The 21058-nt window shown below is 67.2% G+C and carries 28 protein-coding genes; 17 read left to right on the top strand and 11 right to left on the bottom strand.

Annotated elements, in window-relative coordinates; translation table 11 throughout:
- Positions 1-49 precede the first annotated feature (49 nt).
- The gene (locus MKK55_RS10310) at positions 50-976 is read right to left on the bottom strand and encodes an ROK family protein (RefSeq protein ID WP_243934568.1); all 927 of its coding nucleotides are present in this window, start codon (positions 974-976) and stop codon (positions 50-52) included.
- The gene (locus MKK55_RS10305; protein ID WP_147728924.1) at positions 973-2364 is read right to left on the bottom strand and encodes a dicarboxylate/amino acid:cation symporter; all 1392 of its coding nucleotides are present in this window, start codon (positions 2362-2364) and stop codon (positions 973-975) included. The genes MKK55_RS10310 and MKK55_RS10305 overlap by 4 nt, the downstream gene beginning before the upstream one ends.
- 258 nt (positions 2365-2622) lie before the next feature.
- Between MKK55_RS10305 and MKK55_RS10300 the strand changes: the two genes are divergently transcribed.
- On the top strand, positions 2623-3048 hold the full coding sequence (locus tag MKK55_RS10300) for a L,D-transpeptidase (protein WP_243934567.1): 426 nt from the start codon (positions 2623-2625) through the stop codon (positions 3046-3048).
- Between the two features lie 89 nt (positions 3049-3137).
- Here the strand turns inward: MKK55_RS10300 and MKK55_RS10295 are convergent, their stop codons facing one another.
- From MKK55_RS10295 to MKK55_RS10275, 5 genes are all read right to left on the bottom strand, one after another.
- Entirely contained in the window at positions 3138-4058 is a 921-nt protein-coding gene (locus MKK55_RS10295) for a hypothetical protein (protein ID WP_243934566.1), read from the bottom strand.
- Positions 4059-4323: 265 nt separating this feature from the next.
- Complete coding sequence (gene msrB / locus MKK55_RS10290; protein ID WP_147729550.1) at positions 4324-4755, bottom strand: peptide-methionine (R)-S-oxide reductase MsrB; 432 nt, start codon at positions 4753-4755, stop codon at positions 4324-4326.
- Between the two features lie 61 nt (positions 4756-4816).
- On the bottom strand, positions 4817-6001 hold the full coding sequence (locus tag MKK55_RS10285) for a YihY/virulence factor BrkB family protein (protein WP_243934565.1): 1185 nt from the start codon (positions 5999-6001) through the stop codon (positions 4817-4819).
- 277 nt (positions 6002-6278) lie between these two features.
- Entirely contained in the window at positions 6279-6554 is a 276-nt protein-coding gene (locus MKK55_RS10280) for a hypothetical protein (protein WP_147724692.1), read from the bottom strand.
- Between the two features lie 162 nt (positions 6555-6716).
- The gene (locus tag MKK55_RS10275; RefSeq protein WP_243934563.1) at positions 6717-7223 is read right to left on the bottom strand and encodes a GAF domain-containing protein; all 507 of its coding nucleotides are present in this window, start codon (positions 7221-7223) and stop codon (positions 6717-6719) included.
- 173 nt (positions 7224-7396) lie between these two features.
- On the opposite strand from MKK55_RS10275, the gene MKK55_RS10270 reads away from it, so the two are divergent.
- A complete protein-coding gene (locus MKK55_RS10270) occupies positions 7397-7639 on the top strand; it encodes a DUF6894 family protein (RefSeq protein ID WP_243934562.1) in 243 nt (80 codons plus the stop codon).
- 10 nt (positions 7640-7649) lie between these two features.
- Here the strand turns inward: MKK55_RS10270 and MKK55_RS10265 are convergent, their stop codons facing one another.
- Positions 7650-7889, bottom strand: coding sequence for a hypothetical protein (locus MKK55_RS10265; protein WP_147724686.1), 240 nt, complete (start codon positions 7887-7889; stop codon positions 7650-7652).
- Between the two features lie 193 nt (positions 7890-8082).
- Here MKK55_RS10265 and MKK55_RS10260 point away from each other — a divergent pair, with 193 nt between their 5' ends.
- Positions 8083-8406, top strand: coding sequence for a hypothetical protein (locus MKK55_RS10260; RefSeq protein ID WP_243934561.1), 324 nt, complete (start codon positions 8083-8085; stop codon positions 8404-8406).
- Positions 8407-8502: 96 nt separating this feature from the next.
- Positions 8503-8937, top strand: a complete 435-nt coding sequence (locus MKK55_RS10255) for a hypothetical protein (protein ID WP_147724681.1) — start codon at positions 8503-8505, stop codon at positions 8935-8937.
- A gap of 25 nt (positions 8938-8962) precedes the next feature.
- Here the strand turns inward: MKK55_RS10255 and MKK55_RS10250 are convergent, their stop codons facing one another.
- Both MKK55_RS10250 and MKK55_RS10245 read right to left on the bottom strand, forming a co-directional pair.
- A complete protein-coding gene (locus MKK55_RS10250; RefSeq protein WP_147859572.1) occupies positions 8963-9265 on the bottom strand; it encodes a hypothetical protein in 303 nt (100 codons plus the stop codon).
- A 358-nt stretch (positions 9266-9623) separates the two neighbouring features.
- The gene (locus tag MKK55_RS10245) at positions 9624-10844 is read right to left on the bottom strand and encodes a tyrosine-type recombinase/integrase (protein ID WP_243934560.1); all 1221 of its coding nucleotides are present in this window, start codon (positions 10842-10844) and stop codon (positions 9624-9626) included.
- Positions 10845-11077: 233 nt separating this feature from the next.
- Between MKK55_RS10245 and MKK55_RS10240 the strand changes: the two genes are divergently transcribed.
- The 10 genes from MKK55_RS10240 to MKK55_RS10195 all read left to right on the top strand — a co-directional run bounded on the left by MKK55_RS10240 (position 11078) and on the right by MKK55_RS10195 (position 15238).
- A complete protein-coding gene (locus tag MKK55_RS10240) occupies positions 11078-11695 on the top strand; it encodes a hypothetical protein (protein ID WP_243934559.1) in 618 nt (205 codons plus the stop codon).
- 15 nt (positions 11696-11710) lie between these two features.
- Positions 11711-11956: a DNA-binding protein gene (locus MKK55_RS10235; RefSeq protein WP_243934558.1), complete on the top strand. Its 246-nt coding sequence runs from the start codon at positions 11711-11713 to the stop codon at positions 11954-11956.
- A gap of 23 nt (positions 11957-11979) precedes the next feature.
- Entirely contained in the window at positions 11980-12198 is a 219-nt protein-coding gene (locus MKK55_RS10230) for a hypothetical protein (RefSeq protein WP_243934557.1), read from the top strand.
- On the top strand, positions 12195-12446 hold the full coding sequence (locus tag MKK55_RS10225) for a DUF6074 family protein (protein ID WP_243934556.1): 252 nt from the start codon (positions 12195-12197) through the stop codon (positions 12444-12446). The genes MKK55_RS10230 and MKK55_RS10225 overlap by 4 nt, the downstream gene beginning before the upstream one ends.
- On the top strand, positions 12443-12934 hold the full coding sequence (locus MKK55_RS10220; protein WP_243934555.1) for a helix-turn-helix domain-containing protein: 492 nt from the start codon (positions 12443-12445) through the stop codon (positions 12932-12934). The genes MKK55_RS10225 and MKK55_RS10220 overlap by 4 nt, the downstream gene beginning before the upstream one ends.
- A 411-nt stretch (positions 12935-13345) precedes the next feature.
- Positions 13346-13657 carry a hypothetical protein gene (locus MKK55_RS10215; protein WP_243934554.1) on the top strand — a complete coding sequence of 104 codons (312 nt, stop codon included), beginning with the start codon at positions 13346-13348 and terminating at the stop codon, positions 13655-13657.
- A 232-nt stretch (positions 13658-13889) separates the two neighbouring features.
- A complete protein-coding gene (locus MKK55_RS10210) occupies positions 13890-14354 on the top strand; it encodes a hypothetical protein (RefSeq protein ID WP_243934553.1) in 465 nt (154 codons plus the stop codon).
- 77 nt (positions 14355-14431) lie between these two features.
- Complete coding sequence (locus MKK55_RS10205) at positions 14432-14593, top strand: hypothetical protein (protein WP_243934552.1); 162 nt, start codon at positions 14432-14434, stop codon at positions 14591-14593.
- A complete protein-coding gene (locus MKK55_RS10200) occupies positions 14590-15015 on the top strand; it encodes a MerR family transcriptional regulator (protein ID WP_243934551.1) in 426 nt (141 codons plus the stop codon). Before MKK55_RS10205 ends, MKK55_RS10200 begins: the two co-directional genes overlap by 4 nt.
- Positions 15008-15238, top strand: coding sequence for a hypothetical protein (locus tag MKK55_RS10195; RefSeq protein ID WP_243934550.1), 231 nt, complete (start codon positions 15008-15010; stop codon positions 15236-15238). The genes MKK55_RS10200 and MKK55_RS10195 overlap by 8 nt, the downstream gene beginning before the upstream one ends.
- A 68-nt stretch (positions 15239-15306) precedes the next feature.
- Here the strand turns inward: MKK55_RS10195 and MKK55_RS10190 are convergent, their stop codons facing one another.
- Entirely contained in the window at positions 15307-17202 is a 1896-nt protein-coding gene (locus tag MKK55_RS10190) for a potassium transporter Kup (protein ID WP_243934549.1), read from the bottom strand.
- Between the two features lie 345 nt (positions 17203-17547).
- Here MKK55_RS10190 and MKK55_RS10185 point away from each other — a divergent pair, with 345 nt between their 5' ends.
- The 3 genes from MKK55_RS10185 (at position 17548) to MKK55_RS10175 (ending at position 20803) form a co-directional block, all read left to right on the top strand.
- On the top strand, positions 17548-17913 hold the full coding sequence (locus MKK55_RS10185; protein WP_243934548.1) for a hypothetical protein: 366 nt from the start codon (positions 17548-17550) through the stop codon (positions 17911-17913).
- A gap of 297 nt (positions 17914-18210) precedes the next feature.
- Positions 18211-18531: a hypothetical protein gene (locus MKK55_RS10180; RefSeq protein ID WP_243934547.1), complete on the top strand. Its 321-nt coding sequence runs from the start codon at positions 18211-18213 to the stop codon at positions 18529-18531.
- On the top strand, positions 18446-20803 hold the full coding sequence (locus MKK55_RS10175; RefSeq protein WP_243934546.1) for a hypothetical protein: 2358 nt from the start codon (positions 18446-18448) through the stop codon (positions 20801-20803). The genes MKK55_RS10180 and MKK55_RS10175 overlap by 86 nt, the downstream gene beginning before the upstream one ends.
- The last annotated feature ends 255 nt before the right edge of the window (positions 20804-21058 follow it).

Here is a 21058-nt window from a genome sequence, read left to right as displayed (position 1 = left end):
TCGCGGCCGGTGACAAGTACCTTTTCGCGCGTCGCGGGCGAGCGCCGGGCTATCCGGCGTTCCACAGCCAGGCCGCACCGCGCACGCCCGAGGCGTCGCCATGCAGGCTCTCGCGGATCGGCGTGTCGAAGCGGTCCGAGAAGACGTGCGGTGCGGTCGCCGCCGGCAGGCCGGCGATCAGTTCCGGGACCCGCGAGAGCCCGCCGCCGATCACGACGACATCGGGATCGAGGATGTTGACCACGTGCGCGACGCTGCGGCCGAGCCGGTCGAGATAGGCGGCGAAGGTCGCTGTCGCGACGACGTCGCCCTCGCGCATCGCCCCGACCACGGCCTCGCCCGAGATTGCGACCCCGGTGCGGCGGGCGTGGTCGGCCGCGAGGCCTGGCCCCGACACCCAGGTTTCGATGCAGCCGCGACGTCCGCAATAGCAGGCCGGCCCGGGCCGCTCGTCGTCGCCGGGCCGCGGCAGCGGGTTGTGGCCCCATTCCCCGGCGATGCGGCCGCGGCCGGCGAGCGGGCGCCGATCCCAGGCGATGCCCGATCCGACGCCGGTCCCGAGGATCACCGCCCAGACCAGGCTCGCCCCGGCGCCTGCGCCGTCGACCGCCTCGGACACGGCGAGGCAGTTCGCGTCGTTCTCGATGCGGACGGACCGCCCGAGCGCGACCTCGAGGTCGGCACCGAACCGTTGCCCGTTGAGCCAGTGCGAGTTCGCGTTCTTCACGAGGCCGGTGGCCGGCGAGATCGCGCCCGGCATCCCGACGCCGACCGTGCAGGTGCCGCCCGCCTTCGCCTCCAGTCGGGCGACGAGGTCCGCGATCGTCCGCACCGTGCCGGCGTAATCGTTCCGGGGTGTCGGAACGCGGGCCTCGGCCAGAACGCGACCGCCGGCATCGAGGACGATGCCGGCGGTCTTGGTGCCTCCGAGATCGATGCCGAGGCGGTGGGCCGCCCCGGTATGCGATGCGATCACTCCGCGGCGGCGACCTTCGGCGCGCGCGGATTGCTCTCGACCGTCATCGGCTCGGGCGTCTCGTCGGAGATGTGCGTGCCGATCGAGACGGGGTGCGCCATCACCTGGTTGAGCTTGGCCTTGTCGAGCTCGCCCTCCCAGCGGGAGACGACCACGGTCGCGACGCCGTTGCCGATCAGGTTGGTCAGCGCGCGGCACTCGGACATGAACTTGTCGACGCCGAGCACCAGCGTCATCGCCGCTACCGGCACCGGGGTGCCCGGGATCGCGGCCAGCGTCGCCGCCAGGGTGATGAAGCCCGCGCCGGTGACGCCCGAGGCGCCCTTCGAGGTCAGCATCGCGACGAGGAAGATCGTCGCGTACTGCCCGAAGGTCAGGTCCGCGCCCACCGCCTGCGCCAGGAACAGCGTCGTGAGCGTCATGTAGATGTTGGTGCCGTCGAGATTGAACGAGTAGCCCGTCGGGATCACGAGGCCGACGACCGAATCCGAGGCGCCGAGGCGCTTCATCTTGGTCATCATGTGCGGCAGTACCGTCTCCGACGAGGAGGTGCCGAGGACGATCAGGAGCTCGTCCTTGATGTAGGCGAGGAACTTGAAGATCGAGAAGCCGCAGAAGGCCGCGATCCCGCCGAGCACCACGAAGATGAACAGCAGCGAGGTGGTGTAGAAGGTGCCGACCAGCCAGGCGAGGTCGATGACCTTGCCGATGCCGTACTGGCCCACCGTGAAGGCCATCGCGCCGAACGCGCCGATGGGAGCGAGCTTCACGATCAGGCCGATGATGCGGAAGAACACCTGGCCGGCCGCGTCGATGCCGTGGGTGATCGCCTCGCCCTTGGCGCCCATCCCGGTCAGCACGCAGCCGGTGAGGATCGAGATCAGCAGCACCTGCAGCAGGTCGCCGGTCGCCATCGCGTCGAAGAAGCTCTTCGGGATCAGGCCGAGGATGTGCGCGACGGTGGAGTCGGCGGCCGCCTTGCTGGCGTAGCCCTCGACCGCCTTGGCATCGAGCTTGGACAGGTCGGCGCCGAAGCCTGCGCCCGGCCGGACCACCTCGCCGACGATGATGCCGATCAGCAGCGCGAAGCTCGAGACGACCTCGAAATAGATCAGCGCCTTGAGGCCGACGCGGCCGACCTTCTTCAGGTCGCCGATCGAGGCGATGCCGTGCACGATGGTGCAGAAGATGATCGGCGCGATCATCATCTTGATCAGGGCGATGAAGCCGTCGCCGAGCCACTTCATCGACTTGCCCCAATCTGGGCTGAGGTAGCCGAGCAGGATGCCGAGCGCGATCGCGATCAGCACCTGGATGTAGAGCACCTTGTACCAGGGATCCGGGCGTATCGCCTTCTCGGTCACCGCTACGTTCGTCGAACCGTGCATCGCCTGCGCCATGATCTCGCCCGTGCACGCTTGCCGTGCACCCTCCCATTTGGCCGGAGGCTAGCGAAGTTGGCTTCGGGCCTCAACGGCGGCTGAGTATTTCGACACGCCGAAGGTGTGACAAAAACCTGTTCCTACAGGAAAAATGGTCTTTTCGCGGCAGAGTACAGTGGGCACTGAAGTCATCGCGGTCGCGTCGAAGTCGACGCCGGACGTCCGCGTCCGTCGGCCGATTTTTCCGATCACCGGAGCTTCGTCGTGCCCCTCGTCCGTGCCGTCCTCACCGCCGCGAGCGGTCTCCTGAGCCTGGCCCTCGTCGTTCCCGCGAGCGCAGGCATCGTCGCCCAGATCGACCAGTCGCGCCAACGCATGCGCGTCTACGTCGACGGGGCGCTCTCGCACGATTGGCCGGTCTCGACCGCACGGAACGGCTACGTCACCCCGAACGGCAACTTCCGGGTCGGGCTGATGGCACCGATGTGGCGCTCGCACAAGTATCACGGCTCGCCGATGCCGCACGCAATGTTCTTCCGGGGCGGCTACGCGATCCACGGCACCTACGCGGTGGGCCATCTCGGACGGCGCGCCAGCCACGGCTGCATCCGCCTCGCGCCTGGCCATGCCAGCCGGCTGTTCGGCCTCGCCCGCAGCCATGGCGGCGCCAGCGTGATCATCCGCAACTGAGGTCGCCCGCCAAACGCGAAGGACCGCCGCTGCGGGGGCAACGGCGGTCCTCGAAGGTCGGTGACGTCGGGGTCCGAAGCGGCAGACGCTCAGGTCTGCTGCGTGCGCCGGGGGCGGACGGTCCAGCGTTCGAAGGTCGAGGCCGGATCGTCGGAGGCGGGCTCCTGCGGCTGCTGGATCGCGGCGCCGAGGGCCTGGGACAGGCTCTCGATCACGTCGTCGATCCGCGCATCTTGAGGCGCCGTCTCGGCGGCGGCTTCCGGCTCCGGTGGGTGGATGGCTGCGGGCTCCGGCGCCGGCTCGGCTGCGGCCGGTTCCGGCGCGGGCGGCGGCGCCTCGACGACGGGAGCCGCGGCGACGGCGGCGGCCACCGGAGCGGCGGCCGGCGCACCGGTGCCCGCGATCCGGCGCAGCGCGTCGACGACGCCGTCCTTCTCGGCGGGCTTCTCGCCCGAGCGCGCGTTGGCGCCGTAGCGGCCGAAGCCGAAGCGCGGCTCGATCAGGTCGAGGACGGCATCGAGGGCGGCGTTGCTCAGGCCGATCTCGCCGGTGGAGGGAATGCCCTGGAGCGCCAGCGCCTGGCGGTCATAGGCGGCATCCTCGGTCACGTCGCGACCGAACCAGGTCGGCGCGGTGAAGGCCGACGCCTCGCCGGCCTCGTCGAAGGTGACGGTGACGAGATCCAGGCTGCCCGGGCTGACGTAGCGGTCGATCACCGCCTCCTTCGTCCCGAGCGACACCGCCGTACGGTCGTAGGCGGCCTTGCCGGAGCAGACGTCGAGCAGCGCGTCGCCGTGCGCGCGGGGCACGTCCGTGCGCTCCTCGGCGGAGGCGCCCTCCGCATCCTTGGTGATCAGGACGAGATGGCATTGCTGCCCGTCGACCCGGACGAACGAGGTCCGCCCGCCCTGCGGCGCGAAGTAGCCTTCGGTGATACGGGCGCCGCCGCGCTCCTTGCGGATCAGACGCACCAGGGCCGGTGCCACGAGAAACCGCCGGACGACGCTCATACTCAACCTCCGCTCAAGGACGCTCCGGCGGTCGGTGACCGCCGGCCGTTCGGCCCGTTCTGCTCCGTGCGACGAAGACCGCTGGAAAGGCCGCGCCACACGCAGAGCGCGAGGCCGTCCCGCGGGTCGATCCTGGCGGCGCACGCGTCACGTCCGCTTCGGACAGGGCCTTCGCTGCCCATCGATCACTCAGGGACTAAGCAAAAAGCCGCCGAAATCAAGACCGCGGCGGCGCAGGACCTTGGATAGCGTTTACTATCCTGCCTCAAACCGAGTCCGGCCCGGGCTCCTTCGGCGTGAACGCCAGGGATGCTCCGTTCATGCAGTATCGAAGGCCGGTCGGCGCCGGGCCGTCGTCGAAGACGTGGCCGAGATGCCCCTTGCAGCGCGCGCAATGCGCCTCGGTGCGTACCATCCAGTGGCTGCGGTCGACCTGGGTCTCCACCGCGCCGGGCAGCGGCTCGAAGAAGCTCGGCCAGCCGGTGCCGGACTCGAACTTGGTCTCGTTGACGAAGAGCGGCGTGCCGCAGCCGGCGCAGGTGAAGGTGCCGGGACGCTTCTCGGCCAGCAGGCAGCTCGTTCCGGCGCGCTCGGTGCCGTGCTCGCGCAGCACCCGGTACTGCTCGGGCGAGAGCACCGCCCGCCACTCGGCCTCGGTCCGGGTCTCCGGCGCCGACATCGTATCCGATCCGCTCATCGCGTCCTCCGCATGCATGATCCGCGCGATATGGGGCCGGAGGGCTGACGCTGCGAGCCCGTCACGCCGCCGCGCCGACGGTGTCCGCCATGCGCGCCTCGCGCTCGCCGAGCGGGAGCGCCGCGCCCGTCGTGGTGTCCTGCCCGGTCTGATGCTCGATCTCGGCGTTGATCTCGCCGCCGAGCAGCACGATCGTCGAGGAGATCCAGATCCAGGTCATGAAGCCGATCACCGCGCCGAGCGACCCGTAGGTCTCGTTGTAGTTGCCGAAGCTCGCCACGTACCAGGAGAACAGCAGCGAGGCGACGAGCCAGAGCAGGCCGGCGACCACGCTGCCGACGCCGACCCAGCGCCAGCGCGCGCGCTCGCGGCTCGGGCCGTAGCGGTAGAGCAGCGACAGGCCACCGAGCAGCACGAGGACCAGGGCCGGCCAGCGCAGGGCCGCGACGTACCAGGCGCCGGCGCTGATACCGATGAAGTTGAACACCACCGGCAGCACCACGATCGAGGCGAGTGCGAAGATCGTGAACACCAGGGCGCCGACGGTGAAGGTGAGCGAGCGCAGGTTCAGCATGACGAAGCTGCGCTTCTCCTCCTCCTCGTAGACGACGTTGAGCGCGTCGAACATCGCCTTCATCGCGGCGTTGGCGCTCCACAGCGACAGCACCAGGCTGGTGAAGAACGTCAGCCCGAGGGTGCCGCCGCCCTTGGCGGCGATGCGCTTGACCTGGTCGCCTATGATCTCGATCGCCCCGGACGGCAGCACGCCCTGGAGGCTGGCGAGGTGATCGTTGATCACGTTCACGTCGGCGAACAGGCCGTAGCAGGACACGAGCGCCGCAACCGCCGGAAACAGAGAGAGCAGGGTGTAGAAGGTGACGCCCGCCGCCACCGACAGGACCCGGTCCTTGTTGAACTCGAGGAAGGTGCGCACGGCGACGTCCTTCCAGCCGGCGGCGGTGATCTCGGTCGGGTTGGTCGCGGCGCGGCCGCGCTCGGGCTGGGTCTCGGCGATGCGCTGGGCCGCCCGGCCGGAATGCGAGCGCGCTCCCGCCTGCCCGCTCGGCGCCACCCGCTGCGCCGGTCGCCGCTCGACCGCCCGCTCGGCCGCGGGCTGGACCGCCGGCGTGCCTTTCCGGGTCTGCGCCGCCACGAGGGCGATCAGCGCCGATCCCAGCATCAGGATCCAGACGACCGAGCCGTCCTCCGACGACGGGCTCCTCGGACCGGGGTTGGGCGTAGACATTCTGAGAGGACCTGGGCGCGAACAGCCGCGCTTCCCGGCTAGAACGTCGGCTGCTGCAGTGCGTTCCCCGGCGCCCGCCGCGCCGGCCGGTCTTCCGCGCGGCGGATCGGGCTTTCGCGATCGCGCGCGGGGGTGACGAAGGTTCGACCGGCTCGGATGGATGCCTTCGCCGGCCGATCCCCGGTCCGACCGTTCGTCGAGTCCGCACCGGCGGCGCGTCTCATCGCAGGCGGATGCCGGGGCTTGAGCCCGGCACCCGATTCAGGTCGGCCGCGGCTCAGCGGGTCGGTGCGGCGGTGCCCTTCCCGGATGCGCCGGGCGTCGAACCGGCCCCGGCATCGTTGGCGCCGGTGCTGTTGGACGTTCCGGAGCGGCTCTTGTCGCCCGTTGTCGGGCCGCTTCCGGCCGCCCCCGGGGACGACCCGGCACCGGCGTCGTTCGGGCCGGTGCTGTTCATGGTCCCGGACTTGGTGGTGCCCGAGCCGCCCTCCGCCGCGATGGCGGCGGACCCGAGCATCAGCGTGCCGGCGAGAGCCAGCGTGAGGATCTTCATGGCGTTTCTCCCTGGTTTCGGCGTGAACCACGCGTTTGCTAACCCAGGGTCGGGGTGCGACGTTCCGGCACAGCGCGGGCGTTCTTCGGGGATCGCCCCGGCAGCCCATGGCTTCGATCCTGCGCGACGCGTCGGGACGCCGATGCAGGTGGGCCGTCCTGCTCAGGCGCTGAGTGCTGGCTCCAGGAGGGCGCCGCATGCCACCGGCTGCATGCGCGCGAGCGCTGCCGTCGCCATGTCGGCGAGCGATTGCAGGCGCGAGACCGTGGCGTCGTCGGGCTCGACCCAGGCGCTCCAGTAGGCGCCGAGCGCCGCCACGGGCTCCGGCACGCCGATCGGGATCATCACCAGGCTGCACATCGCCGTCGCCAGATACGCCTCGACGGGCAGGCGGCGATCGCCTTCGATGTAGGGAACGACGGCCGGGTGCTTGTTCAGCATGACCCAGCCGGAGATGCAGTCCTGCAGCCGGAAGCGGCGCCCCTTCCACAGCGGCCGGATCGCGTCCTCGGCGACGTAGTGGCAGAACTCGCCGTCCCGCAGCACCACCGAGATGCCGTCGGCGCCGGCGATCGTACGGGCGGTGTCCCGCAGGGCGGCCACCAGGTCGGGCAGCGACGAGACCGTGAGGAGCCGGGCGCGAGCCTCTTCGAGGCGTGCATCATCCATGGCGCGCACCCTATCAGCCAAGCGGCTCCCGTGCACGCGATGCGAAGCATCCTGCGGAGGTTTCACCGCGGCCGACGACGCCACGGTCCGGGTGCGACCTGCGACCACGTATCCGTACCGGACGCCGCCCCCTGCGTAGTACGGAGCGGCCTTGCCGACGGCAGGTGCGCGCGATGCCGCTGTTCTACATCGACCTTCACGACGGAACGAACTTCATCCGCGACACCCAGGGCTTCGACCTCCCCGACATCGCGGCCGCGCAGGCGCGGCTGGTGCAGGTGATGCGGCGGGTGGCCCAGCTGCTCGACGCCGTCTCGGACCGACAGGACTACCTCGCCATCGTCCGGGACCAGAACGGCAAGGTCGTCATGCGGGCCACCCTCACGCTCGATCTTGAGGAGGTGGACGCGGTGTGAAGGGCCGCCATCAGTTCCGCGCGCCGGGCGACCGGAACAGGTAGTAGCCGGCCGAAAGCATCGCCTCATGGGCCTCCAGCGACTGGAAGCCGGCCGGCGGCCGCTCGCCCACCACCGTGCCGCTGAACTCCCAGATCGCGCCGTCGATGAAGCGCGGGACCGGACGATCCTGCCGGACGGCGCAGCGCAGCTCGGGCCTCCGGCGGCGACGGAAGACGTTGAAGTCGGCGTAGGCGGCGGGCCAGTGCATCGGCATCCCTGCGGTGGCGGGCGGGTCTCTAAGCATCCGCCGGACCAGTTCGCCACCCGGTCGCCGCCCCGCCCTGCGGCCAAGCCCGGGACAGATCCCGGAGGCATGTCGGGAGCGAGCTTGACCGAACCAATGGTGGCATGCCTCGTTCCTTGTTCGTTCTCACCGTGGGTTGAGCCAGGGAGTCGATGCGGTGCCACCGAGACGGCCAGAGGTCCCATGCCTCGCGGCCTACCCCTTCATCGTCGTCCGGGTGGCCTGCACCCTGTGCCCGCACCGGAGCGGGAGCTACCGCCTCGCGCGCCTTGCGGCGAAGTTCGGCCCGGAGACCCCGCTGGCGGACGTGCTGAGGCGCATCGCCCTCGATTGCCCCTGGCGGGAACGACCGGGCGCGCGAAGGGGCAACCAGTACGTGCCAAGGTGCCAGGCCCACTTTCCGGACCTCGACCGGGCGGGTCCGCCCGACCTGCCGCCGGGCATGGGCGGTCTCCGGCTGATCCGAGGGGGAAAGCGGTGAGGCGCGCGGAACGCGACGGACGTGAAGCCCGAGCGGCCTTCGGCACGTTGACGCGGATGGCGCGAAGGGGCGCCTTTCCCACAGGAGCGCTCGCCGATGCGAAAGGTCCCCGCCCGTCTCTCCGCCGCCGCGGCGGTGCTCTGCGGCATCGCCGGGCCGGCCGGGGCGGAACCCGAAGCGCGAGCGCGAGCCAACAACTGGGCGGACATGCGGTCCGCCCTCGCGACGTGCTGGACGGTGCCGGCGGGCACGGACGGCTCGCTCCTCGCCTACCGCTTCGGCCTCGACAAGACGGGGGCGATCCGCGGCACGCCGCGCATCATCGCGCGCCAGCTCAAGGGCGATGCCGAGGCGCAGCGGCACTATCAGGAGGCGGCCGACGCGGCCCTCGCCAAGTGCTTTCCGATGCCGGTCACGCCGTCCTTCGGCGCGATCCTCGGCGAGAGCCCGATCTACCTGCGCTTCGTGAACACGCCGCCGACCGGAACGTATCAGCTCAATAGCAACATCACCGTGTTCGCCCCGCGATGAGCCCGCCATCCGGCTCACCGGGCACTCACGGCGCTTCGGGCCGCGAACGCTCTTGGCTGGCATAGAGCGCATCCTCGGGCGTCAGCAAGCCATCGATGGTGAAGGACGAGACTTCGCGGACCTCGCCGTGAGCGAGGCGCAGCTGTTCGACCTCGGCCCGAGAAAGAAGACCGGCAATGCGATCCACCCGCCACCCGTCCGGCATCGCGCCGGACACGGTCCGCAAGGCCTCGCCATCGGTGTCGGCATAGGTGCCGAACACCATCACCTTATGGCTTCGGTCGTCGTCGGCGTTGGGTGCCAGCACGCTCACGCGATAAGGGATCATTGGTGCCTCCAAGTCGGAACTGAGTTGACGAGACCCAAGTAACGCAATCGCGGCGGACTTGTCTTAATTTTTGATGATTGTCGATTCTGCGATTGGGCGCGAAGTCCCGCGGGCTTTCCTCACGCGGAACCCTTCCAACGGTCCCGATCGTCCGAAGGAGGTATCGGAGATGCCCTGGTCGACGATGCGGTGCGGCGCAGAGGCGGCAGCAGACGCGATGCCGAATCGAAGAACCGGACGATGATTGGGTGCCGATGCCGACAGCGTCTCGCGCCGTCTGCGGCCGCACGGAGCGGTGGCGACCCCGGTTGGGCTCGAACCAACGACCTGCCGCTTAGAAGGCGGCCTAGGTGCGGGATTAAGCTATTGCAGATGCTTGTGTTTCGGAGGCGTTGTCGTTGCCGTGTTGCGCTCGCGTTGCAGGCTCAGCAGCGCCAAGCACCGAAAGCTCGCCCGCGGTGATCGCTCGACGGTCCGTCCGGCCGGCATCGAACAGGTGGCCATAGACGCGCTGCGTGAACTCGGGCGACTCGTGCCCGGCCCATTCAGATACCTGCTTGATCGCGGCGCCCTCATCGATCCAGAGGCTTACGGCGAAGTGCCGGAAGGTGTGCGCTGTCCAGCGCGGTGAGCCGTCGGCGGACACGATGCCGAGGGCGACCTGCAGCGGCGCGAGTTGGCGGTTGACGATGTTCGGATAGCCGATCGGCGTCCCTTTCTCCGACGGGTAGACGAGCCCGCTGGCGCGACCGCTCGTGGCTTTCCAGTTAGCGAGGATCGCGGAGAGCTGCGGACCGACCGGGACGCTGCGAAGGGCCGCTACGGTCTTCACCGCGTCGCGGACGTTGTACCGGTCGACGGCCTCTCGAACCTGAAGATCCTCCGGCCGGACGCGGAGCCAGTTGAGCCCCCTCGCCTCTCCAATCCGCAGCCCCGCCAGCGCCATCGTCGCGAGAAAGGGGCGGAGCCACGGCGCCGCGTGGAAGGTGTCCACCTCGGCCTCAGGATGCTCGGCTCGGAAGGCCCGCACGGCCCGGATGGGGTGGGCCGTATCCGTACGCCGGACCTCGATCGTGCGAAGGCCTGAGGCCGTCCGCTCCCGCGCGATGAGGAACAGCGCATCTGTGTCAGCCGCGGTCGCCAGCAAAGCTCGTACGACCTCCCGCTCGGGGATGCGCACGGTGTCCTCGGCTCGGCGGATCTCCGCCCGCCGCGTCTTCCGGCGGCTGCGCAGCGACCGGACTGGGTTCACATAGGCGAGCCGGCGCCGGATGGCCTCATCGTAGATGGCGCCGAGGACGATCCGCGCCCGCCGGCAGGTATCGTCCGTCCGGCCCTCGGCCTTCAGCTTCTCGAGCCAATCGCCGACGTCGGCCGGGTGCAGCTTCGGCAGCAACCGTGCGCCGAGGAACGGGGCGACGTGGTTGCGATAGTAGACCCGGTAGTTGTGAAGCGTCGCTCTGGCCGCCTGGTCGCTTTCGAGGGCCGTGATGAGCAACGCGTAGGCCTGGTCGACCGTGCTCGCCGCGCGGTCCGGAACGTGGCTCCCAGCGGCTACCTCGCCGCGCACGCGCACCATGAAGGCGTCGGCTTGCTTCCGCGTTGGAAATTGCTTGAACCGCCGTTCGCCGCCGCTGTCGTTGTAGCTCGCCAGCCAAGCGGTCTTTCCGCTCGGTAGCATCCTCTTCCTGATGGTCGCCATTTCCCCACTCCGTTAACGTGGAATGAGGACCATAGCAGGAAAACGGAGTCCGGCTCAAAAAATCGGTTGCAACGAATTTGAGCGTGGCTCATAAAAGACGAACGGACGCGATGGCAACGCTTAGCGAATTGGTGAAAGTCATTGCAGCCGCACAGGGCCTCGATGAAAATCAGGTGCTGTGGATCGCGAGGTATTTGCGAGAAGATGGCTTAATCACGAAGGGAGGCCGTGGGCGCGGTGGCGCCAGGATGGGTGTTGGAGATGCGGCGAACCTGTTGATTGGCGTTAACGCTCCAGGCGGAGCAAAACAGAGCGCTGATCTGGTGCGCATCTTCTGCGATATGCCACTGTGGGAAGACAGCGCTGCTCCCACCGATGCTGACGAGTGGGATTACATTCGCTCCGGAGATAGCTTGTCAGAGGCTTTTCGGCGAGGAAGTAAATTTTCGTCGGCTTTAAGAGCAGTTATCTCCGATCGTGTTGAAGGTTCTAAGTCAGGGACTGCATCAACTGAAGTCGTTCGCATAACCCTGTCGGGGCCGGATCTATTTGCCAGGATCTATATGGGTGAAAATGATCCAGTTGGTGGCGGTGACGTCTGGACATCGTCTAGGTTCACAAGTGCTTCAGAACTCGTTGAGCCTGACGGCGAACCTCCGGACCAAGAAGTAAGCAAGACTTTCACGCACCGAACGTTGAATAAAATCTCGGTGCTTTTGAAAAACTGAAAAACGGAGATTGGAATGACCACCACTGCAACGCCCCACCTCGGGGCGAGCGGGAGCGGCTTGCCGCTTGCCGAGGATCTGATGACCGGCGCAGATGCCATCGCGGCATTCATGTTCGGCTCGACTGCGGAGGCCAATCGGCGCCGCGTCTACCACGCAGCCGATAAGCTGGGTCTGCCGACCTTCAAGCTGGGTGGCACCCTCTGCGCTCGTCGCTCCACCATCATGGCGTGGATCGAGCGTCAGGAGAACGCCGCGTGAGCCCTGACACGCGGAAGCAGGTGATGGCAGCCATCGTCACCTGCATGGCCGACGCGATGGCTCAAGGCCGCGATGGGTTCGCGGCCGCTGCAGCGGAGTTTCCTGGCACGCCCGGCGGCGTGCTCGGCGAGGCCTACGCGGAGGCGTGTGACGCCCAGGAGGAAGCCTGGTGGCGGACGATCGAGCGGACCATTGATGGCGAGGTGATCCGTGAGGCCGTCGGCCAGGCAGGCGGCCCATGAGCGCACTCATCATCCCGTTCCGGTTCGCCCGGCGTCTGCCTCAGATCCGAAAGACTGCCGGCTACATGCTGACGCTGCCTGCGAACCACGCTGAAGGTCACCTCCGGGAGCAGCTCCGGCGGCTCGAGGATGGGCTTAGGAAGAAGGGCGTGGCCGAGCGGCTCATAAGGGCTGAGATCGGGTCCTACGAAGGCGCAATCCGCGCACATCTCTGGCGGCTCCTCCTCAGCGAAGGGGGCGCCGCATGAAGCGGGATAGCAAAGGCAACACCAGCAAGGCGGGGCGCCACTCTCGGATCTACCATTGGTTCTACGACACGCCCGCGTGGCAGTCGCTCAATGCTGGAGCTCGTGCCACCTATCTGATGCTGCTCCGACGCTATGTCGGACCAGGAACGAATAACGGAGCGATCCCACTGTCGGTGCGTGAGATCGCCGACGAATTGCAGGTCGGGAAGTCGACTGCGGCCGAGTTTCTCGCTCAGCTTCAGGAGCGAGGCTTCATCACTGTCACGATCCGCGGGACGTTCACGCACAAGAATCGGCGAGCGACCGAGTGGCGCCTCACCGAATACCCCTGCGACGTGACCGGCGAAATGCAGACCAAAACCTTCACTCGCTGGACGCCTGGAAGCAATTTCACGGTCCGCCCTGGGGTACCAACGGTACCTGTAGCCGGACCAGACGGTACCTGTGGCCGGACAATGGATCGCCAAAAAGCCGCTTACGGTACCTGAGGCCGGACCGTCAGACCCTAAAAGTCTGTTTCACGGTACCTGAGGGCGGACACTGTTTAGTTAACCAGTCTGGTGCGGGCAGCGCCTGAACGCTGACGGTGCGCGGCGCATGCCGAACTCGCATCCTGAATTGAGATCTACCCTCCTCCGCAGAGGTGGGAGGGAGAGGCGAGCCGGGCGCATCCCGGAAACGAAACGGCCGAGGCAGCCCTGGCAGGGGCCCCTCAGCCTGATCATCACGAACCCGCTGAGGATCAAGATGACTGTTCAACCATCTACCACATCGAATGAAGGATCGGTGAATTCCGATCGCGAGGCGCTGAGGGCGCTTAGGGCAGCGATGCTCGCTGAGATCGCTTCAGACGTCGCCCGGTTGGACCGCGTGGCTCATCTCACCGCTGGAGGCCGCGCATGACCTCGCCCGGCCGCATTGAAATGGATCGCCTGCGCGAAAGGGCGGAACGGTTCGAAGAGTTTTACCAGATCCATTCCGACATCGAAGGACAGGTCGATGAAGCATGCCTCATGGCCGACCTCGCCATGCAGTGGTGGGATCACCTGTCGGAGCAGAACGCGGACGTCCGCGCCCTGACGGGGACCGGTCTGGCAATGTCCGAACGCGAACGGCGGATCGCCGCCTTTGCCTTCGGCGAGATCTGGGACCGTCTGCGCAAGATCGATGAGCGCATGTCGGCCGAAATGCCAATCAAGGCGGGCGCTTGATGGGCTGGCGTCTCACCGTTGCGGTGATGCTGCCGGGCATGTGGTGGCGAGTCCGCTTGGTTCCCTGGTGCTTAGAAACCTTGGCATCGTGGGATCAGAGAGCCGCCGGCCATACCGTTGCACGCGGGGATCCGTCCGCTGCTGCCGAACACCTCGGCCGAGCCTCCCGACGCCTCTCGCGCGCTGCAGCGGCACGCGTGGGATCCAGGGGGCATCGAACCGGAGGTCTCGCATGAGTATCCCCGGACTCGACCTAGAGCGTCTCTGGAAGTGCATCGGGCTGATGCGGCGCGGTGCGACGCCGGGCGAACGATCCGCCGCGATGGCAGCGGCTAGCCGTGTAGCGGCAGCGTCAGGGCTGTCGCTCGAGGAGGCGGTCCTGCGGCTCGACTGCGGCGCTGCACGCCCGGTGATCACCGGAAGTGATACTCAGCCATCTGCACCGGGCCGGGCGCCTATGCGGGCCAAGCCGCCAAAGCCGAAGCCACCGACGCTCGCCGAGGTCATAGCCGAACGTGAACGGATGGATGTAGCGCGCCGGGCCTATGCCACCCGGCACGAGAAGCGCCTCCGGAAGCTATACGCCCAGCAGGAGAAGCAGCAGGCCGCCGACAGAGCTGCGCAGGCGATCCGCGATCAGGAATGGGCGGAAGCTCGCGGTCGCTGCGGGCAACCGAACGCGAACCAATCGGCCTGACCACCGCGCCGCACGATAGACTATTTCCATCGTGCGGCGTTCGATCGATAGGTATTATGATATCACAGGAGGGCGCGGTGATCCTCGACCTATTTCACGCCGGTGAATGCATCGGCAGCGTTGTTCGGTCCGCTGGCAACGCTTTCGCCTACGATCCAACTGGTGTCGTTGTTGGCCAGTACGCGGACCTCGACGCAGCCGCCGCGGCGCTCGCCCGCCGGCAACAGGAGGCCGCATGACCATCAGGGGGATTGCTCCCGTCGCCGAGGAGTTGGACGTCCAGCAGCACGTGATCCGGTTCTGGGGAGTTCAGTTCCTACAGATCCGTCCCATCCGCAGGAACGGCCGGCGCTACTATCGCCCCGAGGATGTGGAGCTGCTGCGGGGCGTGCGCGAATTGCTACACGTGCAGGGCTTCACCATCGCGGGTGCCCAGGGGGTTCTCCGCACCAAGGGCATCACCTTCGTCCGCGCCGTCGGACGGGGCGAGGCAACCGCGGTCGATCATGTCGATACGGTAATCGATTTGATCGCTTTGGTCGATCTATCGCCGGAGCAGAGAGACGCTCTGAGGTCGGGGCTGGCCGATCCGGTGGCCTGCCGCGAACTCGCTGATCATTGCCTCAAACAGGCTCGAGACGCTGGCGGCCGTCATGCATGACCGGCTCATCGGTGAAGTGCGGAAGTCGGCGCGGGAGAGCATCCGGGTCATCCTGCGCGAGAAGCGCGGCGACGTCGGCCTGGATCTCCGTATCGCCGTCACGAACGGCCGGGGCGGTCTTACCGAGACCGCGAAGGGCATCCGGATCCCGCTGGCACAAGTCGGCGACGTCATCAGCGCGCTGCAAGAGGCTCAGCGATTAGCTGGGCCGCTCGATCCGTAACCCCGATGTGGCCAGCAGCCTCGGGCGAAGTCGCTACAGGGCAGCGGCACGCTTGATTTCCCCCGTGCCTACATCTCCACCTGGGTCCCCAGCTCGACGACGCGGGGTGGTGGGATCCGGTAGTAGTCGGGCGACCGCACAGCGTTGCGCGCCATGAACGCGTAGAGCGGCTCCTGCCATGAGGATAGCTCGGGGCGCAGCGACGGAACCGGCTTCTCGCGTCCAATGAAGAACGAGGCTGTATCCGGATCGACGCCTACTTCATCACGATGCAGCCTCAGCGCCGCCATCACATCAGGTTTCTCGGCGAACCCGAACGTGAGCCAGACCAATGTGAAGCCGGCTGGCAGCGGCTCAATCTTGACGCGCTCTGACTCGGACACCCGTGGTGCCCGCTCCGTCGTCACCTTCAGCATCACCACCCGCTCATGCACCACCCCATTGTGGCGGACGTTCAGCGCAAGCGCCGCTGGTACGATTTCCGTCTGCTTGGTGAGATAGATGGCGGTGCCACGCATTCGGATCGGAGCGCCCGGCCGATCGAGGCCCGCAATGAAGTCCGTCATCGTGGCGGCGTCCTTGTCGCGTCGGTCGAAAGCAACAGCCCGACCCTTGCGCCACGTGAGCATCAGCGTGAGCGTCGCACTCCCGACCAGGAGCGGGAACCAGCCTCCTGCTGGAATCTTATGGATGTTGGCGCCGACGAAGGTCAGATCGAGCAGGAGGAACAGACCTGCGACTGGGAAGACCAGATAGGGTGGCCAGCGCCATAGGCCGTAGGCGACGGTGGCGACGAGGAGTGTGGTGACCATCATGTCGCCTGCAACCGCGATGCCATAGGCATTGGCTAGCGCATCTGAAGAGCGAAAGCCGAAGACCAGACCGAGTACCACGGCGGCCAACAGCCAGTTGAGCTGCGGTACGTATACCTGTCCGATCGATTCCTCAGAGGTCTGTCGGATCTCGAGCCGAGGGATGGCTCCGAGTTGGATCGCCTGTTGCACGAGGGCGAATGCACCAGAGAGCACCGCCTGACTCGCGATCACCGTGGCCAGCGTCGTAAGCCCAACGAAGGGAGCAAGCGACCAGCTCGGAAAGAGCAGGAAGAACGGATTGGCTGCCGCTGCAGGATCGGTCAGCACGAGGGCGCCTTGCCCGAGGTAGTTGAGCAAGAGTGCAGGTAGGACGAAAGCGAACCAGTTGATCCGGATGGCGCCGCGGCCGAAATGGCCCATGTCGGCATACAGCGCCTCACCGCCGGTGAGCGCCAGGAAGACCGAGCCGAGAACCGCGAACGTGACTCCCGCACCCGCATGACCGACATAAGCCAGCGCGTATCGCGGATCGAAGGCGAGTAGGACACGCGGCTGCTGAAGCAGGTGGTACAGCCCGAACAGGGCCAGGGTGAGAAACCAAGCGGCCATCACCGGGCCGAACAGGAAGCCGACGCTGCCGCTCCCACGGCTCTGAATCGCGAACAGCCCAATTAGGACGACCGCCGCGATCGGCACGACGTAGGGCGTGACGACCGGAGTCACGAGCTGAAGACCCTCGATTGCGCTGAGTACCGAGATTGCTGGCGTGATCATCGCGTCCCCGAAGAACAGGGACGCCCCGGCTAACCCAATGATGGCCAAGGCTGGCCGCAGCTTTCCAGCGACCGGCAGCGCCAGAGACAGCAGCGCCATGGTGCCGCCCTCACCCTGATTGTCCGCCCGCATGACGAACACGACGTACTTGAGCGCGACGATCAGAATGACCGCCCAAAACACCATCGACAGAACGCCGAAGACGGTCGTCTCGCTCGCGGTCTCGCCGGCGGCCTTCAGCGACTCTCGAAAGGCATAAATCGGGCTTGTACCGATGTCGCCGAACACCACGCCGAGCGCCCCCAAGAGCAATGCTGGTCGGACCGGATGCTCCGCGGCCGCTGGGGTCGACACGGCATCGGCGGATGAGGTCATCGTGCTTCCTGGTGAGTGCCAGCGGGCTTGATACCGTCTCGGTCTCAATCGCCAGCGAGGGCACTATGCAAGGTGGCGGCTGGATACGCGATCAGGAACGAGCGAATACAAAAGACTGATCGACAGGTGCGCACGCGAGGCTCACCGGCCCGAACCAAACGTCGATACGAAGGCCCCCGGCAGATGCCGCTTGCGATCGAGCCAGCCACTTGATCCGAGACACGGTTTCACGTTATGTTCTCGTGTCGATGCCGGCCTGAGCCAGTGATCGACATGCCATAGGGCAGGCCTGAGACAGGGTCGGCCGCGGGCCTTCGATCCGGATAGCCGGAGGAGCCCGCCCGCGTGTCGTTCGACATCTCTGCCCACAGAAAGCCAGGTCGTCGCTCGATTGTCGGCGCGCATCCGCAGCGTGACGCGATCGAAGCTGCCTGCGCCGCCGGCATCAGCATACGCCGCGTGGCCGAGCGGTTCGAGGTTCCCCGCATGTCGTTGTGGCGGTGGTGGGGCGGGCTGCCAAACGAATACCGCGCCGCACTCCGCGCCGCCGTCGCTAAGCAAGATGATGCTCGGTGGCGTGAGGTCAGTGCAGGTCTGGCCGCCATCGCCCGGCGCTATCCGGATACGCGCGCGGACATCGCCGACCTGACACATCGCATTTGCCAACCACAGGCCCACCGCTCCGTCGGGGAGCGAACTCATGCCGCCTGAGACAGCCCATGCCAGAGATCTTCCGCAAGCGGTCACCTGCACACACAGCAAGGATGATCCGACCCAAGAGGACCTCCCCGCGAGAGCGGGGGTACAGTTCGCGATGGGACCGCCTCTCCAAAGCGTATCGGCGGGAGCACCCATTCTGTCAGTGGTGCGAGCAGATCGGTCGGCTGAGGCCTGTCGCGGTCGTCGACCACAAGATCCCAGTCGTGGATGGCGGAGCGGTGTTCGAGCCGTAGAACTGGTGGGGCCTGTGCCTCCCGCATCACGGGCTCAAAACCGAGATGGAGAGGTATGCGCGCCTCCACGACCAAATCGATCGTCTGGTCATCTGGTGCGACGATCCGACGACGCGCCCGGCCCGGTTCGCAATGCCAACGACATGAGATCCGCATGAACGTCCCCGATCTACGCATCAGCGACGAGGCCGTGGACCACGTCCGCGAGATGGTAGCGGCGTGGCCAGGTGATGCTCGCGATCTGGCTCTTGCCCTGAGCACGATGGGCTGCGCGCTCCTGCTCATCATCGATGGTCGGGACGACCAGATTGCCATGTACGAGGCCGCGGCCAAGGCCATCACGCATGCTAGCACGAGGCCCGCGCTCAATGGCTGAACCGCTTGTCATTTCCTTCGCGGCTGATACCAGCCGCGCGCAATCCGCGATGGCGACGCTCACGTCGCAACTCATCGGCAACATGACACAGGTCGGCGTTGCCATGTCTGGAGGCGCCGCCAATGCCAACGGCTTCGGCGGCGCGATCGGCACGCTTGCCACCAACGCGGCCAAAGCCGCCGCGTCGGTCGCTGGCGACATCGGCAAGATCAGCAGCGCCACCGTGGGGGCAGCCACGAAGGACGCCGCCACTCTTCAGAGCGTCACCACCGCGTTTACCGCCGCGGCCCTGGGATCGAAGACCGCGGCGGCCGGTGTGCAGGCTGGTGTCGCCGGCACCAGCACGGCCCTGACGACGATCCTAGCGCAGGTCCCGGCGCTCGGCGGCATCGCGGTCGCGCTTGGCACCGTCGGCCTCTCCTATGCCGTCGTCTCGGCCGCCGTGGGTCAGGCCAATGCGCAGCTCGACAAGTTCGTAGCCCTCGGCGCCACGGCCGAGAAAACCGGCCTTGGCGTCGAACTCGTTCAGCGCTTCCAGGACATCGGCAAGGAGGCGAAGCTCAGCGGCGAGCAGATCGAGTCGGCGCTTCAAAAGGCCGGGCAGACGCTCACTCCGAAATTCGAGCAGACCGACCCGACCAAGAAGCAGCTCTTCGACGTGTTCGAGACCGGCTACACCGGCGACTTCCAGTCCAAGGGCCTCTCGCAGTACCTCGGATCGAAAGACAACGACGCCCGCATCCGCGCCGTGGTCACAGCGATGCAGGAGCTTCGCGACCTCGGGCTGCAGGTTGGCGCGATCGATCTCGCCGACAAGGTGTTCGGGCGCGACGTGGCCGACCGCATCCGCTCCGGCCGGCTTGAGATCGAGGCGATCGCCGAGGCGTTGGACCGGAAGCGCGAAGACCTCGTCTCGCGCGAGCAGGTCTCGACGGCGGAGGAGTTCCGCGACCGCCTCGCCGACGCGGCGGATGAGATCGACAAGGCCCTGCACGTCTCGGTGGCGCTCGCCGGCGCCGGCCAGACGGTGCTGGACGTGTTCCTCAAGATCGCCGAGACGACGGCCAGGGCCGCAACATCGGCCGGCACCTTCCTCGATAAGGTGCTCGCCGCGGCAAGGGTGCCGCTGAACGTGCCACAGGGCGCCGACCTGCAATCACCCTTGGCGCCCCGCACGCGCACCGAGGGACAGGGCAGCCTTGGGGCAGACCTCGGAGCCGTCGCCGGCACTGGAGCTCGCGTCCGCACGCTGTACGACAAGCCGATCGGCCCGGAGCCGCTGATCCCGACCGTGACGCCCCCGCCTGGCGGCCCACCTCGTCGGCCGCTCAGCATCATCGAGGATGCCCAGCGCACGCCCCATGAGCCGAAGGGCCGTAGCGGTGGCGCATCCGAGACGGATCCGATCGAGACCTTCACGAACGCCCTAGAGAAGCAGGCCGCAGCGCTAAAGGCCGAGACCGAGGCGTTCAACAAATCGAACGTCGAGAAGGCGGTGGCGATCCAGCTCGCCAAGGCCAACGAGGTCGCGAGCCAGAACGGCAAGACGCTTACCGATGCGCAGACGGCGGCCATTGTGAAGGCCGCAACCGAGACCTCGAACTACAAGGACAAGCTCGCTGATCTGGAGCAGCAGCAGCGCCAGGCCGCCGACGCCGCGAAGTTCTTCGGCAACGCGCTCTCGGATGGCTTCTCCGACGCGATCATCGAGGGGAAGAGCTTCAGCAACGTCCTCTCGGACATCCTCAAACAGGTAGAGCGATCGGCGTTCCAGGCCATCATCACCGGGCAGGGGCCGCTCGCCGGCCTGTTCCAGACGGCGTCGCCGGCGAGCGCGGGCAACAACGCAGTCGGCGGTCTGCTCGGGTCGGCGATCGGCGCCTTCGGCAAGGGCGGCAGCGCCGGCGGCCTCGGCGCGATCAACGGCGTGCCGGTGCAGGGCCCGTCCCTGCCGGGTGGAGGCTTCCTCGACACCATCGGCAGCTTCTTCCGCGCCAACGGCGGCCCGGTCTCCGCGGGGGTACCCTACACGATCGGCGAGCGCGGGCGAGAGTTGTTCGTGCCGAACCAAAATGGCCAGGTGGTGCCGATTGCACAGGGCGGGGCGAGTGGTGGCCCGACAAACCTCAACACCGGCGGCAACACCTACAACATCACCCCCGCCAACGGCGTCACGCCTGCGCAGCTTCAGGCCACGCTGAAGGCTTACGACGCCGAGCAGACCCGAACCATCTTCGCTCGCTGGCAGGAGAGCAAGCGGAGGTTCGGCTGATGGGGAGAGATCGGATCCCCACCATAGCCGACCTGATGCGCTTGCCGGCCGGCGACCGGAAACCGCGCCTACGCAGTCTCGCGCGGTATCACGGAGCGCTATCGGGCGCCGCCATGGCCCGCGGTGGACCGAGGCACGCCGTCACGCGTCAGAGGAATCGCTTGGCCAAGGTCTACGCGCTGGCGTTCAAGCTCGGGATCCAGGGTATCGCGGACGCGCAGGATTATTAGCCAGTCGACAGTATTGGCGCACCAC

The sequence above is a fragment of the Methylobacterium sp. J-059 genome, assembly GCF_022829485.1.
Lineage (GTDB): Bacteria > Pseudomonadota > Alphaproteobacteria > Rhizobiales > Beijerinckiaceae > Methylobacterium.
The sequence above is the reverse complement of the archived record's forward strand: the minus strand, read 5'-3'. Positions and strand labels throughout refer to the sequence as shown.

What these genes read in the sequence shown, in the direction of transcription:
- MKK55_RS10250 (WP_147859572.1), bottom strand. Translation starts at nt 9,265, where the DNA reads ATGATCCCTTATCGCGTGAGCGTGCTGGCACCCAACGCCGACGACGAC.
- MKK55_RS10175 (WP_243934546.1), top strand. Translation starts at nt 18,446, where the DNA reads ATGGTCGGGACGACCAGATTGCCATGTACGAGGCCGCGGCCAAGGCCA.
- MKK55_RS10215 (WP_243934554.1), top strand. Translation starts at nt 13,346, where the DNA reads ATGACCTCGCCCGGCCGCATTGAAATGGATCGCCTGCGCGAAAGGGCG.
- MKK55_RS10225 (WP_243934556.1), top strand. Translation starts at nt 12,195, where the DNA reads ATGAGCGCACTCATCATCCCGTTCCGGTTCGCCCGGCGTCTGCCTCAG.
- MKK55_RS10285 (WP_243934565.1), bottom strand. Translation starts at nt 6,001, where the DNA reads ATGTCTACGCCCAACCCCGGTCCGAGGAGCCCGTCGTCGGAGGACGGC.
- MKK55_RS10220 (WP_243934555.1), top strand. Translation starts at nt 12,443, where the DNA reads ATGAAGCGGGATAGCAAAGGCAACACCAGCAAGGCGGGGCGCCACTCT.
- MKK55_RS10235 (WP_243934558.1), top strand. Translation starts at nt 11,711, where the DNA reads ATGACCACCACTGCAACGCCCCACCTCGGGGCGAGCGGGAGCGGCTTG.
- MKK55_RS10230 (WP_243934557.1), top strand. Translation starts at nt 11,980, where the DNA reads ATGGCAGCCATCGTCACCTGCATGGCCGACGCGATGGCTCAAGGCCGC.
- msrB (WP_147729550.1), bottom strand. Translation starts at nt 4,755, where the DNA reads ATGAGCGGATCGGATACGATGTCGGCGCCGGAGACCCGGACCGAGGCC.
- MKK55_RS10255 (WP_147724681.1), top strand. Translation starts at nt 8,503, where the DNA reads ATGCGAAAGGTCCCCGCCCGTCTCTCCGCCGCCGCGGCGGTGCTCTGC.
- MKK55_RS10180 (WP_243934547.1), top strand. Translation starts at nt 18,211, where the DNA reads ATGCGCGCCTCCACGACCAAATCGATCGTCTGGTCATCTGGTGCGACG.
- MKK55_RS10190 (WP_243934549.1), bottom strand. Translation starts at nt 17,202, where the DNA reads ATGACCTCATCCGCCGATGCCGTGTCGACCCCAGCGGCCGCGGAGCAT.
- MKK55_RS10200 (WP_243934551.1), top strand. Translation starts at nt 14,590, where the DNA reads ATGACCATCAGGGGGATTGCTCCCGTCGCCGAGGAGTTGGACGTCCAG.
- MKK55_RS10280 (WP_147724692.1), bottom strand. Translation starts at nt 6,554, where the DNA reads ATGAAGATCCTCACGCTGGCTCTCGCCGGCACGCTGATGCTCGGGTCC.
- MKK55_RS10270 (WP_243934562.1), top strand. Translation starts at nt 7,397, where the DNA reads ATGCCGCTGTTCTACATCGACCTTCACGACGGAACGAACTTCATCCGC.
- MKK55_RS10210 (WP_243934553.1), top strand. Translation starts at nt 13,890, where the DNA reads ATGAGTATCCCCGGACTCGACCTAGAGCGTCTCTGGAAGTGCATCGGG.
- MKK55_RS10265 (WP_147724686.1), bottom strand. Translation starts at nt 7,889, where the DNA reads ATGCACTGGCCCGCCGCCTACGCCGACTTCAACGTCTTCCGTCGCCGC.
- MKK55_RS10240 (WP_243934559.1), top strand. Translation starts at nt 11,078, where the DNA reads ATGGCAACGCTTAGCGAATTGGTGAAAGTCATTGCAGCCGCACAGGGC.
- MKK55_RS10295 (WP_243934566.1), bottom strand. Translation starts at nt 4,058, where the DNA reads ATGAGCGTCGTCCGGCGGTTTCTCGTGGCACCGGCCCTGGTGCGTCTG.
- MKK55_RS10275 (WP_243934563.1), bottom strand. Translation starts at nt 7,223, where the DNA reads ATGGATGATGCACGCCTCGAAGAGGCTCGCGCCCGGCTCCTCACGGTC.
- MKK55_RS10305 (WP_147728924.1), bottom strand. Translation starts at nt 2,364, where the DNA reads ATGCACGGTTCGACGAACGTAGCGGTGACCGAGAAGGCGATACGCCCG.
- MKK55_RS10195 (WP_243934550.1), top strand. Translation starts at nt 15,008, where the DNA reads ATGCATGACCGGCTCATCGGTGAAGTGCGGAAGTCGGCGCGGGAGAGC.
- MKK55_RS10245 (WP_243934560.1), bottom strand. Translation starts at nt 10,844, where the DNA reads ATGGTGCGCGTGCGCGGCGAGGTAGCCGCTGGGAGCCACGTTCCGGAC.